Origin of the sequence: Anabaena sp. FACHB-83 (genome assembly GCF_014697485.1) — a bacterium.
Lineage (GTDB): Bacteria > Cyanobacteriota > Cyanobacteriia > Cyanobacteriales > Nostocaceae > Nostoc_B.
Genome location: NZ_JACJRY010000009.1, coordinates 1 through 15,881, shown reverse-complemented (window position 1 = coordinate 15,881; position 15,881 = coordinate 1). Strand labels below are relative to the sequence as shown.

Sequence of the window (15,881 nt, the reverse complement as noted above, 5' to 3'; positions counted from 1 at the left end):
ATCCAAAGTGGTGTAAGCCAATGGTTCACCCGATTGGGTGAATGCGATCGCCCCATCAAGAATTAACCTGAAATAAGGCTATGTTTTGCTGCTGTTAGCACTGATGTTGACAACAGCGAAATTGTCGCCATAGTTACCATCTCTTGACAAATCATGTCAGTTGCTTGGGTATCAAAGGGTGAAATAGTGGATGAATCCTTAAAATTACTACGTAAACTTGAATTTCTGCCAGAGACTATCACTTTGTTGGACAAAATTGCTGCTATTTTACCAGGGATGATTTTTCAATTCCGACAACAGGCGGATGGTTCCCAGGTGGTTTTATACGTAAGTTCTGGTTGTCGAGACTTGTCAGAATTAGAACCAGAACTAATTCAAGCAGACTGGCAAATTTTATACCAGCTAATTCATCCCGAAGATAGAACCAAGTTTAAGAAATCTCTGGCTGTAGCTTTTAGTACACTTAAACCTTGGCATTGGGAAGGCAGAATTATGACTCCTAGTGGTAAACTCAAGTATATTCAAGGAGCTTGCCAACTAGAAGCAGAAGCAAACGGTGATATTCTCTGTAATGGTTTAGTGATAGATATTACTCCTAGAAAACAAACCGAAGAAGAGTTACGCACCAGTGAGGCGAGGTACCAAGCAATTTTGGCAGCAATTCCAGATTTGATGTTTCGGATGAGTCGTGATGGTGAATATCTTGATTTGAAAGGTGATGGTATCAGTCTCACTTTAACGAAAGAAGAGATAGTTGGTAAAAATATGCGAGATTTATTACCAAATGATCTAGCCTTAATTGGACAAGAAACCATTGCGAAAACTTTGGATGCTGGCAGTTTGCAAACTTGCGAATATCAATTACCAACACCAAAGGGTATTCGTGATTATGAGGCGCGGTTAGTAGTTAGCGGCGCTGATGAAGTATTAGCGATTGTTCGGGATATTACAGAGCGGAAACAAGTAGAAACTTCACTACAAAATTTGGCACAAAAGTTTTCTAAAGCTTTTAATTGTAGTCCCGATCCAATTAGTATTAGTACATTGAAAGAAGGACGCTTCATCGAAGTTAATGATAGTTTTATGCAGCTATCAGGCTATGAGCAGAATGAAGTAATTGGTCATACAGCTTTTGATTTAAAAATCTGGGTAAATGAAAGCGATCGCACTCAATTAGTAGCAGATTTACAAACCAAGGGAGCCATCAGCAACTTAGAATTTACCTTTCGGCGCAAGTCCGGCGAAATTCGCACCACCTTACTGTCTGCCGATGTGATTGATTTAGATGGTGTACCCTGTATTTTAGCGATTAATCATGATATTACCGCCCGTAAGCAAGCAGAAGCCCAAATGCGGTTGACAGCACAGCGCGATCGCTTGTTGACGGAAACGCTGGTTAGGATTCGCTCTTCCCTGAATTTAGAGCAAATTCTCCAAACCACCGTGTCAGAAGTCAGGCAATTTCTACAAGCTGATCGGGTTTTTATTGGGCTGAATAATTATGAGGTAAAAGTCAAAAAAATCGCAGAATCAGTAGACCCCAAATATCCTTCTATATTGGGTTGGACACCAGAAGATAAAAGTTATTTGCAAGAATTGAAAACTATTTTTGCAACTCATCGCGTGCGTGTAGTGGAAGATGTCAGCAAAATCACAGTATCGCCAAAATTACAAGCCAATTATCAACAATTTCAGACAAGGGCAAGTTTAGCTGTACCAATTATGTTAGGGGAAGAATTAATTGGTGCTTTAGTTGCTAATCAATGTTCTGCCCCCCGTCAATGGCAACCGATAGAAATCGACTTACTCCAACAATTATCAGAACAATTAGCGATCGCTATTCAGCAAGCGCAACTTTACCAAGAACTCGCCGAACTCAACACCAACCTCGAACGCCAAGTAGAAGAACGCACCGCCCAACTGCAACAAAAAATGCAGGAATTAGAAAAACTGCAACAAGTCAAAGATGTGGTGCTGCATACAGTCGCCCATGATTTACGCACCACAGTTATGGGCAATTTGATGGTACTGAAGAATTTGCTAGAAAATGGGGGAGTCGGGAGTCGGGATTTGGGAGTTGGGGAACAATCACCACCTGTCCTCCTCTGTTCCCATACACCACCAGCAGAAACTTCTTACCCTGCTGTTTCTCAGTCAATTCCTGTACCTAGTTCAGTAATTGAACGGATGATTCAAGGGAACGATCGCCAACTCACAATGATTAACTCTTTGTTAGAAATTCATTGTTGTATGGAGCAAGGTGTTATTATAAATCTCCAGCAGGTAAATTTAAACACACTCCTCGAAAAAATTCTGCCCGACTTACAACCACTGTTGTGGCAAAATCAGGCAACACTCGAAAACTTAATTAACGAAGATTTGCCATTAATCAAGACAGATCCCACACAGTTACAAACAGTGTTGCTGACCTTGTTAATTTATAGTTTGCAACAAAATCCCCCAGGGTTGAAATTGGCGCTGACAGCCACCGTTGTGGAAAGTATGGTCAAAATTCAAATTGAACATAACGGTGTCACCATGAGTAAAACAGAAGGCGATCGCCTGTTTGATTTATATGTGCGAGAACCCCAAGCACCTTGTTCCACAATTCTAGGGTTGAAAATGTATTTATGTCGCCAAATTATTCAAGCACATGGCGGCGAAATTGGTGTAATTAGTAACCGCAAACGAGGATTAACATTTTGGTTCACATTGTCTGTAGCCGATTAGTCGTCAAAATGTAGCCATAACTGATCATAATAAATACGAGGGAGAAAATGGAACAACACCTGCGATGGTATGGTCAAAGTTGGTAAGACACTAATGGCTAAATTATTGCAAAAATTTGGAATTTGGTGGCAACAAGTTTTTTCAGCACCAAAAATTGATGTAATTACTGGTGAATATCACTCTTGGCGTAATCATTTTTTTTGGCAGAGATTACGTCTGTGGTTATGGTTGGCATTTATTTGTTTATTGACTTTTACTGTCCGCGATATTTATGACTTATTCTTTTCTCTACAAGAATTGGTACAGATACCAAGAATAGTCAGGATTCAAGGACTGGCGATTAACGTTTCCATGTTACTGAGTTTATTGATTTGTTTTAGTTTACATAAAACTCGCTTTGGTCATCGTCACCCAGGTAGATTATTTTTAGGTACATCTTGGTCAGTTGGTTTTGCGTCGCAATTGTTCGCCACAATTAAAGGTTTTGCCTTACCAGATATTGTTGGTTGGTCGTTGCTATTTCTTAGTCAAGCTATATTTATGCCAGTGCGCTGGCCGCTCCATTTTATATCTCAGGTAAGTATTTTAGGTTACTATTTTATTGTGAATACTGCCTTGGGATTAAAAACACTTAAACCAGAACATCCAGAAATATATAATGTGACATTTGTTTTATATATATTCTGGTTTTGTGTTATCTGTGATTTGGGAGTTTATTTATACGATCGCCTACAACGTTCGGAATTTTACGCCCGCAAAGAATTAGAATCAGCTAATCGCAAATTAGTCGTCGCCGAAGCCAAATATCGCAGTATTTTTGAAAACGCCATTGAAGGGATTTTTCAAAGTAGTCCTGATGGTCGATATATTACAGCTAATCCGGCATTAGCTAAAATTTATGGCTATTCTTCACCAGAAGAAGTTACAGCTAATTTTACAGATATTGAAAATCAGTTGTATGTTGACCCCAAGCGTCGGGCTGAGTTTGTGCGCTTAATTGAAAAGTATGGCATTATCTCCGAATTTGAATCACAAATTTATCGCCAAGATGGCAGTATAGTTTGGATTTCGGAAAAAGCCTATGCTGTGCGTGATGCAGCCGGAAAATTACTTTATTATGAAGGGTTAATTGAGGATATTACCCAACGCAAACAAGCCGAAGAAGCCTTACAAGAACAAATCGATTTCTTACAAGTTTTAATCGATACAATTCCCACTCCTGTTTTTTATAAGAATACTCAAGGTTTATACCTTGGTTGCAACACAGCGTTTGAAGCGGTTCTGGGTTTACGCAAAGAACAAATTCTTGGTAAATCTGATTATGACTTAGCACCCAGAGAATTGGCTGACCAATATTATCACGCAGATATGACCTTGTTGGAACAACAACAAGTGCAAACTTACGAAAGTTTTTTGGTGTTTGCTGATCAAACCAAACATGATGTCATATTTTACAAAGCCAGCTTTTCTAAAGTCGATGGTTCCTTGGGCGGCTTAGTGGGGATAATTTTAGATATTAGCGAACTTCAGGCAGCATTGCGCGATCGCCAGCGTACCGAAGAAGCACTGCGAGTCTTTTTCCATGCAGTATCTCATGACTTACGTAACCCAGTTTTGGGTAGTTTGATGGTGCTGAAGAATTTGCTAGAAAATGCAGGAGAGGAGAGTAATGTAATTTCTTTACCCCGTACCACTTTAGAACGGATGGTGCAGAGTAGCGATCGCCAATTAAACTTAATTAATTCCTTGATGGAAGCCCATGTCAATGATATGCAAGGGTTAGTTTTACAGCGTCAACCTGTGCAGTTAGATATGATTATCGCCGATGCGATCGCAGATTTAGAACCAATGCTGCGAAAAAATCAAACTCATCTCATCAATCTTGTCACCGCAGATTTACCCTCAATCAACGCCGATGCAACACAACTATGGCGAGTATTTTCTAACTTAATTGGCAATGCCATCAAACATAATTTACCAGGATTGCAAATTATAATTAATGCCATAGTTGAAGGTGAAAAAATTTATTGTACCGTCAGCGATAACGGTGTTGGTATTAGCCCAGAACAAAGCCAAAGATTATTTGATTTATATTTTCGGGGCAAGAATAATCCTTATTCTTTAGGTTTAGGTTTGGGCTTATATTTGTGTAAACAAATTGTTCAAGCACATGGTGGTGAAATTGGTGTCCAAAGTGGATTAGAAACAGGCGTAACATTTTGGTTCACCCTACCAATTAGCTGATACCAAGTTGCAATCAAAGATAGTAATTTGGGCTGGGAGTAGGGAGTAGAGAGTGGGGAGTAGGAATACTATTTCTGAAAGCAACTTAGTATGAATAAGTAATTCGGTGGGAAAAAACAAAACTAAGTTAAGAAAGGTAAACAAAGCTATAACCCTCTTCTCTCCTGCCTTCTGCTATGATTATTCAGGAAAACAGCAACTAATAGAACAACAAAATCCTGGTAAAAGTGGCGAAGTTATTTCATCATCACCTATCAAAGTTGCAACTAAAATTAACTGGGCTTTTTCTCGGCGATAAACTTCCACTTGTTTAGTAAAGCGATTCAAAATCCAATACTCACGCACACCATGAATTGAATAAAGTTTCAGTTTTGCTTCCTTATCTCGACGTTCGTTTTGTGTACCGGGAGATAATACTTCGATTACCAATTCTGGCGCGGCTGTTAAATGTCCTGCTTCATCTTCAATTTGGGCTAATCTTTCTTGGCTAACCCAAACTACATCGGGGATAACACTATCTGCCTCCGAAAAAATCAACCCAGGAGATATAATTGTCACGCCCAAACCACTAGACTCTGACCAAATATCAAGCTGGCGAAAAGTTTTACCACATATTTGTTGATGACGATAGTGAGGCGTGCGAGTCACAAACAGTTCTCCATTAATAATTTCGTAGCGTGTCCACTCATTTTCAGGTAGAACCTCTATATCGTGGATTGTCCAGCGTACTCCTTCAATAGCTTGACTCATAATAGTTTCCGTTTAGCTGGTTGCCTGTCTTTGTTTCATTTTATCTGCTAGAACCGAGTCAGAATTATACATACGATCGCCATCCTACATCTTACTGATGAGCGATCGCATTAATTCTAGTAGTGTACCAACCCAAAATTGCTACGTGGAGGTAAGCAAGGGAGCAGGGGAGCAGGGGAGAAACTTGCAGTAAGTCTTTCCCCCCTGCCCCTCTGCCCCTCTGCTCCTCTGCTGACCACAACGCAAAGTTTCCTTGGCAGACTACTAGTTCTTAGCTTTACTAAACACGCGATAATACAGCCATGTACTAGTCTCCTTGAAAGGAAATAGCAAATAAGTCAGGGGATTAATTGTCACGATAATATTGCGAAAGTCTCGGACTGCTAAAAATACAATGAATTTTGCCACTTGGGTAGCTGACATCACCCCATAGGGATTAAGTTGACTTTTAAACGGGCCGAGGATTAATTTGCGAATGATGCAATTACCTTCTAAACGTTTGAGGGTAATAATATTTCCCAGGGTGCGTTTACTCAGTTCATAAAGTGGACTGAGGGCTGGTGATACCTCTGCTTCCGAAGTATTAACCCAAATTTCTTTGGTGGCTTTGTCTTGTGGCCCCGTCACCGTTGTCATGAAGATATCCATCAACCGCAATGCTGAAAAAGTATTCACCTCATAAGATGAATTGATGGCTTGGGGTGTGCGATCGCCATAAACATTCACACCATGATTGATAATCAAAATATCGACTTTTTCTAACCTATCTCGCAGTTGTACCTCATTCCCCAACTCCCAAGGAAGTACCATTACCCCGGTTTGAGTGACTAACTTATCTGGATTTGTAGTAATCGCTACAACCTTGGCATTGTGTTGAATCAGTTCTGCTGTTAACGCTTGTCCCAGAGTTCCCGATGCACCGGTTATGGCGATGGTTTTACCTTTAAGAGAAAGTGCTGTACCTAAAATTTTATCCACCAACGGAAACACACCACTGTAATAAGCGTTCACATCATCAAAATGGTGTCGCCAATGGTAAGCACGATTTACCCAAAAACTCGAAGGAATAATTTCTAAAGGGCCGGGTAAGTGATTATAGTCCGTCTCTATTTTCCCTTGAAAATATCGCACCGATGCCCCATACAAAAAGGTGCAAGCATATAATACCCCGAACCACAACCCCCATTGGTTCACCAATAAGGCAACTATTGTTAAAACAAAGACTAAAAGCACCGACTCTACAATGTCATGGTAAAGCTGAGACTCTTGGTACATTTTCAGAGAAACTACCGATAAGTCGCGGCGATAGGCTGCATGATGCTTGTTGTGCCATTTAGCTAACCAACTTACTTTGTGACATAAAGCATGGTAAGTATCCCTGAGTACCTCCGCCAGCAACAGGGAAAAAACTCCCCAAGCCGCAAACTGCAAACAGTTATTTACCAGCAGCCAGTTAATCTGTAAATTTGCTTCAATCACAGTCCAGTTTTCAGCTAACATCTTAATCATATTTTTCAGTACGCCATTAATCTTAATCAATCTTTATATTCAATCTAAAAATTTTTACTGGTGTCACGGCGAGAGCAGACAAGAGTTGCGTCTTGGACACAGACAAAACCCGCACTTCGACAAGCCCTTCGGCTATGCTCAGGACAAGCTTATACCATTTTGGATTTTAGATTTTAAATTTTGGATTGAGACAGGCTTTACTGGTAAGCTTTTGGGCAATTCATTTGTCGCAATCATTCTTCAATTTGGTATTAGTGACCTCCTGTGTGGGTTCAAAACCCTTGATTTTGCATTAGTCTGCGTAGGCGGACTACCCTGCGGGAAGCCGCTTGCGCGTCTACGTTTTTATAGCCGCGAATTCCATTCGTTGGGGCTATGTGCAAGATATGTGTTCCCCAATATCCCCGACTTCTTGAAGAAGTCGGGGATCTAAACCTCCAGAATTATCCCAACCCAAATAGTTTAGAAATGACAGGTAATAAATTATTTGCTGCTTCTACCAATGTAGCGACGGCGGGTAAGCCAGAAAATAAACCTTTTAACATGGTGATGGCTGTCTTGGCAGTTTTTTGCTTGGCAGGTTCTTGGGGATTTTGACCTGCTTCGGCTAAAGTTTTCACTTGTTCTAAAGCCTCGGCTTTATCTTCATCAGATAATTCTGAAGATTGGGAAATTGCCTGTTGTAATTGTGTGAGTAATTCTTTAATTCCTGGTTGCTCACTATTGGGGGAATCGGGTAACTCATTAATGGCAATATTTACATTGCCGCTAATTATTCCTAAGTTGGCAACAGAACCACCACCCGCAATACCACTAACATTACTGCTGCCTTGAATACTAATGCCGCTAATATCAGACACTTTATTATCTCCTTCTATATAATATTTGGGCTGCTGGAGAGCAGTTGTCAGCATAGTTTCTAAACTACGAATGCGATCGTCTTTTTCTATAAGTAATGATTGTTGACTTTGAGATAAAGCTTTGAGTTGATTATAATCTGCAAAATATTCGGCACTCAGTTGCGATTTATTAACGTCTACCGCAGTTTTGGCGCGGATTAATAATTTATCATCGCCGCGTTTCTCTATTGCGACAATTTCTAACTCGTCTTCGGGGTGATTTTCTGCTAATTTTTTGAACGCAATAGCAATGGCGCGGGGGTCAACGCCTTGATTGTGATAAAGGTCGAGGGTGTCAAAAATTGGTTGGATAAATTCGGCAAAGTCACCGTCTTGAAATACTTCTTGGTGATTATCTGGTTTGCGGAGGGGGTCGGGATTTTCTTTCGTGGGTAAGCGCATGAAGATATATTCACACCTCACTCCATACAGTTTAGTTTCTCTGGTAATGCCCCAATCTTCAATGAATGCACCTGTGAGAATTGCGCCTGTTAAATCGGTTGCGTCGAGTTGGGTTTGTTTAAGTTTGGCTCTGGATAAATCAGCATCTTGCAAGTTAGCTTCACTGAGGTCAGTGCTGATAAAGCTGGCATCTGCTAGGTTAGCTGATTGTAAGTTTATACCCCGCAGGTTTTGGCGATCGAAGTTTTTGTCTTGTCCTTGTCCAGTAACTAGCAGTTGGCGTACTTGTGAGTTTTGCAGATAGGTTTTACCAGGGCGCACACGGTCAAGCATTTTGGCTTGATGCCAATGAGTACGAGTAAGAGTAGCGTTGCGGAAATCGCTGCTTTTGAGTGTGGCTTCGGCGAATTTGGCATTGGTTAAATTGGCGTTACGAAAGCTTGTACCGCCTGTAGCTGCAAAGGCGATCGCCATATTACGAACTAGAGAATATTTTTCATTTCCTTTCATCGCTGAGGAAGCGATGTAAATACTTAGTAACATTCCTGCGAAGGTGAAGGCGACGGCTCCGGTCAATGCAACAACCACGGCTCTAGCTTCAACAACAGATATACCTCCGGCAATGAATCCGGTGAAGGCTCCGGTAAAGGCGACGGTTCTAGATCCGGCAATCGCTCCAGTGAAGGCTCCAGTAAAAGCGACGGCGAAGACTCCGGCAAAGGCGCTCGCAACAGATCCAGCAAAGGCTCTGGCGAAGGCTCCAGCAAAGGCGAAGGTAAAGGCTCCGGTAAAGGCGACGGCGACGGCGACGGCGACTGCTCCTAAAGCATCTGTGAATCCTTGACGGATTGTGATGAAGTAGAAAGCAATCAATATGATTAGAGTCACCCATCCCGAAATTTGGTTTTCTATAGATGATTCAAATATCAGTGACACCAAGTAACCATTAACAGCCCAGAGATATCCTGACAATGCTGACAATAAGAACGAGACAAGAACTAAACCAATTACCCAACGTTTTTGTAGTCCAGCTTTGGCGTGACTGAAATTTGCCTCTGTCAAGTTAGCACCGCTAAAGTTTGCGCCTCGAATATCGGCATAGCTAAAGTTTGCACCTGCAAGGTTTTGTCCTTTGAAGTTGCGTCCTCGGAGATTTTGACCGGAGAAGTCTAAAGCCATCTGTAGTTTTACGCACTTAGGCAAATTTTACTACACGCTTCAGCCTGTTAATTCCAATATTTCTCGGTTTAGCTTTATTAGTCTTCACAGATCCCTACAACCTCCATTAAAAAGGGTAAGGTATACACACAAATATTCGTTTAGTGCATCTGTCCCGCCTCGGAATGAATTCCGAGTCTAATAGCGCAAGTCATCTAAAGATGACTCAACTAAAAATGTCTTCCAGTCCACTTGAGTGGACTTTAGCTATTAGCCTGGAACTTTAGTTCTAGGCGGGATGTGGTTGAACATAAAAATTTTTGACTTGTGTGTACACAGTAGCCTTTCCCTTGGAAAGGTTAGGGAGAGGTAAAACTGATTCACGAGTATCAAAGGCTCTCGCATGAGTATTAAAGACTCGTGAGCGAGTATAAAAGGCTCTCGCATGAGTATCCAAGACTCTCGCATGAGTATCAAAGACTCATTCACGAGTATTCAAAACTCTCGCGTGAGTATCAAAGACTCGCTCACGAGTATTCAAGACTCTCGCGTGAGTATCAAAGACTCATTCACGAGTATTCAAGACTCGCGCACGAGTATAAAAGACTCTCGCGTGAGTATCAAAGACTCATTAATGAGTATCAGAACTTCATTAACGAGAATTTAATCTTGGCACAGAACTGCGAACATTAGACTGTCTCACTTGATATCGAGGAATTTCCACAACGGCGCTTGTTCCTTGCACACCATAACGAGTCACCGCCGACACAGCGACATCTTCAACTTGATGATTATTTAACAAAGTTGAATTCTGCCCAGCCGGTAAAATATTGGTATTCCATTCATTACCTGTTTTGGTCTGCACAACCCATAACCAAACTGCTTGTTTACCTGTAGCTTGCCATCTCAGAACTGTTTTAGTTCCAGTGACATCTTTTGCTAAACTGACTTGTGGTTTTTCGGGTGGTGTATTATCTAACCAAGGTGATGCCGGGACTAATGCGGGATGGTGATAAACATCTTGTGGTAATAAATCTGCAATGCCGCCGCGATTTTGTAGCAGAGGTTTCATACTAAAGTGAATATTGCCATCAGAACCAACATGACCTTGAGTTGTTTTAATTTGATAGACAATTTCTTTAGCAGGCCAAGCTGTGCGGCTGTTTTGTCCGATGCGGCTAGTATAAATTCCTGGCCAAATATGTCGAGATTGAGTGTTTTGTGATGTCCACCAATTCAACAATACAGGATAGCTTTCTTGGGGCTGTGCAATTTTCCAATAAAGTTGGGGTGAGAGATAATCTAACCAACCATTCATTAACCATTTGCGAGAATCTGCATATAGTTCTTGATAAGCATTAAACGCTTTTTCATTGCCTATTTGTTTGGGAAATCCTGGTTGCCAAATGCCAAAAGGACTAATACCAAATTTCACCCAAGGTTTAGCTGTTTTAATGCTTTGATAAAGTCGTTGAATTAAGGTGTTGACGTTTTCTCGCCGCCAATCATCACGGGTTGCTGTCCCTCCTGATTGTTGATATTTTTGCCAACTAATTTGGTCAGGAAAATCAATTTTTTTATTTCTTCTATCTTTTTCGGGATAGGGATAAAAGTAATCATCAATATGCACACCATCGATATCATATCGATTCACAACATCCATAATGACTTGCACGGTGTAATCCTGCACGGCTTTTTCACCGGGGTCTAACCAGAGATATTTGCCGTAACGTTTGACTAATTGTGGATGAGTTTTGCTGATATGATTCGGTGCAACTGTTGATTTGCCCTGGGGATGACTGGCGCGATAAGGATTAAACCAAGCGTGTAATTCCAGTCCGCGTTTATGGGCTTCTGCCACTGCAAAAGCTAAGGGGTCATAATAAGGTGCGGGTGGTTTACCCATTTGTCCTGTTAAAAATTCTGACCAAGGTTCTAATGTAGATTGGTATAAGGCATCACAATCAGGACGGACTTGTAAAATCACGGCATTGAGTTTTAATTTGGCCGCGCGATCGAGTATTGTAATTAACTCGGCTTGTTGTTGACTGGTGGTTAAACCCGGTTTAGAAGGCCAGTCAATATTAGCCACACTTGCAACCCACACCCCCCGAAATTCTCGGCTGGGTGATGGGGGAATGATAGCGGCTGGCTGGGGTGAGGAGTCAGCCATTTGGACTGGGATGAGACAGGAGACAGGAGACAGGAGACAGGCGGTAAGAATTAAATTCCTGTGCTGCTTTCCTAGACGTAAAAATCCACTAAGAAAAATGTCTTTGATGTTCACAAAAGTTTTGGAGGAGCGTTGAACAGATTAAACTATAACGTTATGAAAAATTCCTCTACACCCTCTACGCGCCTCGTTTCCCTGGATGTATTTCGGGGAATTGCGATCGCCTCTATGATTTTAGTGAATAATCCCGGTAATTGGGATTATGTCTATCCCCCTCTCGACCATGCAAAATGGCATGGTTGCACACCGACAGACTTGGTTTTTCCATTCTTTTTATTTATTGTCGGTGTCGCAATGCCGTTTTCTTTCGCCAAGTACACCCCAGAAAATCGCCCGACGGCTACTGTCTATCAGCGTATTTTCCGCCGTGGTCTGATATTATTTGCCCTGGGCTTGTTCCTGGCGCTGGTGTCTTTAACCCTTGATTGGTTAATTAAAGGCATACCACCCAATTTCGGCACACTGCGAATTATGGGAGTCTTGCAGCGCATCAGCCTTGCTTATGTACTTGCAGCCTTAGCAGTTCTCAATCTTTCCCGCCGTTGGTTATGGATACTAACAGCTGTTATCCTCATCGGTTACTGGCTGGCGATGCAATTTATCCCCGTCCCTGGCTTTGGCGCTGGAAATCTCACCCCAGAAGGAAATTTCAGTGGTTACATTGACCGCATAATTCTAGGTAAACATATTTATCGCGCTGGTTCCTTTGACCCAGAAGGCTTATTTAGTACTTTGCCATCTGTTGTTACCGTCTTTTTGGGATATTTTACAGGCGACTGGTTACGCATTCAGCCAATTAAAAGCCGCACAAGTATAAATTTAGTAATTTTTGGTTTAATTGCCTTAGTAATTGGATTATTGTGGGGATTTTTATTTCCCATTAATAAACAACTGTGGACAAGTTCTTATGTTGTGTTTACCGCAGGTTGGGCATTACTCACTTTAGCTTTGTGTTATGAACTCATCGAAGTCCGCAATTTGAGAAACTGGGGACTACCATTAGAAGTGATGGGATTAAATGCCATCTTTTTGTTTGTTGGTTCTGGCATACTCACCCGAATTTTACTCAAAACTAACATTGGCAGCAGCACAACCTACAACTGGATTTATGACAACCTATTTCGCTCTTGGGCGGGGACATTCAATGGTTCACTTGCATTTGCCATAGTCATGGTTTTATTGTGGTGGACAATTCTGTATGGAATGTATCGTCGGCGTTGGTTTTTCAAAATTTAGTAGGGGCTTTCCAACCATTGCCCCTACATTGGAAACATATCATGAAAAACAATATGGACAATCACAAAATTGAAGTCACTGGAATTAGTGAACCTCTACTCAGGTTGATTGATGAACGAGTGAGAAACTTTGGCGGTGATAGAGCATTACAGCCAGAGGCTTTTACCCGTGAAAGTATTTATGAGAATCATGACTAATGCTTTTCATGGCAGACACTTTATTTTTCTGTAGATTTGATCAACTTATTCAGTTCCTCTGTGGCGATATAGAAATCTTTCGTGTTAAATCTGTAGCCTGTGTTAAAAGCATCTTCTTCTCTCACTTCATCAATCCCAAAACCATTTGTAGGAGAATAATCCAAGACAAACAGCTTGTTATTTAGGCGAATGTCAAGCATGGCAGAACATGAAGAAAAGATTTCTAGGGTCGTTATTGCTCCTGGAAAAGACAATTTTATTTGTTTAGCAAGGACAGAAATCTTATCGAGTATTGTTGACTCAGATGCTTGGTCTCCTGAATCGTTAAAATCTTCTTTCTTGTAAATCATTGTCCAGATCCAGGTTTACTGAATTCTACTTGTCCTGATTTCCTGTTTGTGATTGTCATACTACCATCCGCATCTATCTTAATGCGATGACCTCGTGACTTTGCCGTAATACTACCGTCGGGATGTCGAGTTATATAGTCATCAAGTGGCGGATACATTCTTCCGTCAGGCATATTGGATGGAGGTGGGAGGTTTTGCATTGGAATTCCACTAAGATCCAAACTGTAGATCCGGCTGAATAATTTCTGACAAGCGATCGCGTAGCGTCTCGCTCCAGAGGAATGACGTAGACACGAAGTGGCTTCCCGTTCGCGTAGCGTCTCCCTTTGGGAGAAGAGTAGCAATCTCATGAACTCGCTCAGAATGGTAAGATTTTGCGATTGCTTCGTTCCTCGTAATGACATATAGCGGTTCTCGGTTGGATGAGGTACATTTCAACCCCACCCCCCTGTCAAACACATGGATAAAGGCGCAACGCGCATTTTTGCTTCGATGATTCATGAGTTTGCCCAAAGTATTGGTAAAGAAAGATTCTTTTTGGTTGGTGAAATTACTGGCGGAAGAAGGAGAGCATTTGAAACTTTAGAGGAGACAGGTTTAGATGCTGCTTTAGGTGTTGATGAGATTCCTGACAAACTGGAATATTTGGTGAAAGGATATCGTAACCCTAGAGATTACTTTAGTTTGTTCCGTAATTCTTTACTGGTACAGAAAGAATCTCACATTTGGTTTAGAGATAAGGTCGTGACGATGTTCGACGACCATGACCAAGTACGTAAGGGACAAAACAAAGCCAGATTTTGTGCAGATAAAGATGCGACAAAAGTAGTACTGAACGCTTTAGCACTCAACGCTTTAACGCTGGGTATCCCTTGTATTTATTATGGTACAGAACAAGGTTTTGATGGACATGGAGATAGCGATCGCTATTTGCGCGAGTCTATGTTTGGCGGTGAATTTGGCGCATTTGCTACTAAAGGCGTTCACTTCTTTAACGAAGACAATTACATTTATCAAGAAATTTCCCAAATTCTCAAAATTAGAAGCACGAAGAAAGCTTTAAGTCGTGGTCGTCAATATCTCCGTCCGATTTCTGGTGATGGCGTAAACTTTGGTTTACCCCAAATCATCGGTAATGAAATTCGTTCTGTTGTCCCTTGGTCTCGCATTCTCAGCGACCAAGAAATAGTCGCAGCTATCAATACCGACTATGATCAACCTCGTGAAGCTTGGGTGACGATTGATAACGAATTACACAATGAAGGTGATTTCCTAACTTGCATTTACTCTACCGATAAACAACAAGTCGGTCAAACAGTGAAAGTTGCAGCCAGGAATGGGAAAGCGGTGAAAATTACTGTCCCTGCGGCTGGGTTTGTTATTTACGAATAAGTTTCTCTTTACTGCCAATTTTCTCTCCTCGTAGAGCGTATATATATATGTATATACGCTCTTTTATTATTGGCATTGGGGGAGCGATCGCAATTACCAAACTTTTGCCACTAAGATATTTTTGGGATAAATGTTATATGCAAAAATAACTAACTTGATCATACAATTTTTCACGGAAACACAAAATTCATCTCGTTCCCAACATTTCCTCATTCCATCTCTGGCTAAATACAGTGTAAACTGAAAACACTTGGTATAAAATGTCTTTTTTGCTCATCAAATTCTCTCGAAAAAATAAAATATTACAATTTCAAAATGACCGATTTTGATACGATGACTGTCATTGACTGCGATCAGGAACCAATCAACATTCCTGGTTATATTCAACCATTTGGTGTCCTGTTAGCTTTGGAATTACCACATCTCAAGATTCTACAAGCTAGTGAAAATACAAGTGAATTTTTTGGGATTTCCGCAGCCGATTTAATTGGAAATAATTTAACATTACTTTTCGCTTCAAAACAAGTACAATCGATTATTGATGCTCTGCAACAAGAAGTTTTACCATTTGTGCATTTGTTGGAATTAAAATCTGAACTATCGCAATTTCTTGGAGAAAATGCGCCCAATTTTTTTCTTGCAACCATCCAGCGATCGCAAAATATTTTGGCTCTCCGAGAGTAGATATGTTAAGTTAACAACAGAAATACCAATTTAGTAAAACCCTTCTTCTAAAACTATTAAAGTTAGTTAAGCCATAAGCTCTGCGTTTAATGAGCTT

Annotated in this window: 12 protein-coding genes; 6 read left to right on the top strand and 6 right to left on the bottom strand. The window is 41.1% G+C overall.

What is annotated here, in order from left to right:
• Positions 1-153 precede the first annotated feature (153 nt).
• Both H6G79_RS13175 and H6G79_RS13170 read left to right on the top strand, forming a co-directional pair.
• Complete coding sequence (locus H6G79_RS13175) at positions 154-2,730, top strand: PAS domain S-box protein (RefSeq protein ID WP_190589356.1); 2,577 nt, start codon at positions 154-156, stop codon at positions 2,728-2,730.
• 93 nt (positions 2,731-2,823) lie between these two features.
• Positions 2,824-4,974 (top strand): PAS domain-containing sensor histidine kinase, encoded by a 2,151-nt coding sequence (locus H6G79_RS13170; protein WP_242048328.1) that lies wholly within the window; start codon positions 2,824-2,826, stop codon positions 4,972-4,974.
• A 180-nt stretch (positions 4,975-5,154) separates the two neighbouring features.
• Here the strand turns inward: H6G79_RS13170 and H6G79_RS13165 are convergent, their stop codons facing one another.
• The 4 genes from H6G79_RS13165 to H6G79_RS13150 all read right to left on the bottom strand — a co-directional run bounded on the left by H6G79_RS13165 (position 5,155) and on the right by H6G79_RS13150 (position 11,865).
• Positions 5,155-5,724: a Uma2 family endonuclease gene (locus H6G79_RS13165; protein ID WP_190589354.1), complete on the bottom strand. Its 570-nt coding sequence runs from the start codon at positions 5,722-5,724 to the stop codon at positions 5,155-5,157.
• A gap of 264 nt (positions 5,725-5,988) precedes the next feature.
• On the bottom strand, positions 5,989-7,233 hold the full coding sequence (locus H6G79_RS13160; RefSeq protein WP_190589353.1) for a bifunctional sterol desaturase/short chain dehydrogenase: 1,245 nt from the start codon (positions 7,231-7,233) through the stop codon (positions 5,989-5,991).
• 443 nt (positions 7,234-7,676) lie between these two features.
• Positions 7,677-9,713 (bottom strand): pentapeptide repeat-containing protein, encoded by a 2,037-nt coding sequence (locus tag H6G79_RS13155; protein WP_190589352.1) that lies wholly within the window; start codon positions 9,711-9,713, stop codon positions 7,677-7,679.
• A 631-nt stretch (positions 9,714-10,344) separates the two neighbouring features.
• Positions 10,345-11,865, bottom strand: coding sequence for a glycoside hydrolase family 10 protein (locus H6G79_RS13150; protein ID WP_190589351.1), 1,521 nt, complete (start codon positions 11,863-11,865; stop codon positions 10,345-10,347).
• A gap of 156 nt (positions 11,866-12,021) precedes the next feature.
• Between H6G79_RS13150 and H6G79_RS13145 the strand changes: the two genes are divergently transcribed.
• Together H6G79_RS13145 and H6G79_RS13140 are read left to right on the top strand one after the other, a co-directional pair.
• Positions 12,022-13,161 (top strand): acyltransferase family protein, encoded by a 1,140-nt coding sequence (locus H6G79_RS13145; protein ID WP_190589350.1) that lies wholly within the window; start codon positions 12,022-12,024, stop codon positions 13,159-13,161.
• 41 nt (positions 13,162-13,202) lie between these two features.
• Positions 13,203-13,358, top strand: a complete 156-nt coding sequence (locus H6G79_RS13140) for a hypothetical protein (protein ID WP_190589349.1) — start codon at positions 13,203-13,205, stop codon at positions 13,356-13,358.
• Positions 13,359-13,378: 20 nt separating this feature from the next.
• Here H6G79_RS13140 and H6G79_RS13135 read toward each other — a convergent pair whose 3' ends face one another.
• Positions 13,379-13,708 carry a hypothetical protein gene (locus tag H6G79_RS13135; protein ID WP_190589348.1) on the bottom strand — a complete coding sequence of 110 codons (330 nt, stop codon included), beginning with the start codon at positions 13,706-13,708 and terminating at the stop codon, positions 13,379-13,381.
• A complete protein-coding gene (locus H6G79_RS13130) occupies positions 13,705-14,058 on the bottom strand; it encodes a hypothetical protein (protein WP_190589347.1) in 354 nt (117 codons plus the stop codon). Before H6G79_RS13130 ends, H6G79_RS13135 begins: the two co-directional genes overlap by 4 nt.
• Positions 14,059-14,167: 109 nt before the next feature.
• Between H6G79_RS13130 and H6G79_RS13125 the strand changes: the two genes are divergently transcribed.
• Positions 14,168-15,100, top strand: a complete 933-nt coding sequence (locus H6G79_RS13125) for an alpha-amylase family glycosyl hydrolase (protein ID WP_190589346.1) — start codon at positions 14,168-14,170, stop codon at positions 15,098-15,100.
• 315 nt (positions 15,101-15,415) lie between these two features.
• Positions 15,416-15,784, top strand: a complete 369-nt coding sequence (locus H6G79_RS13120) for a hypothetical protein (RefSeq protein WP_190589345.1) — start codon at positions 15,416-15,418, stop codon at positions 15,782-15,784.
• The last annotated feature ends 97 nt before the right edge of the window (positions 15,785-15,881 follow it).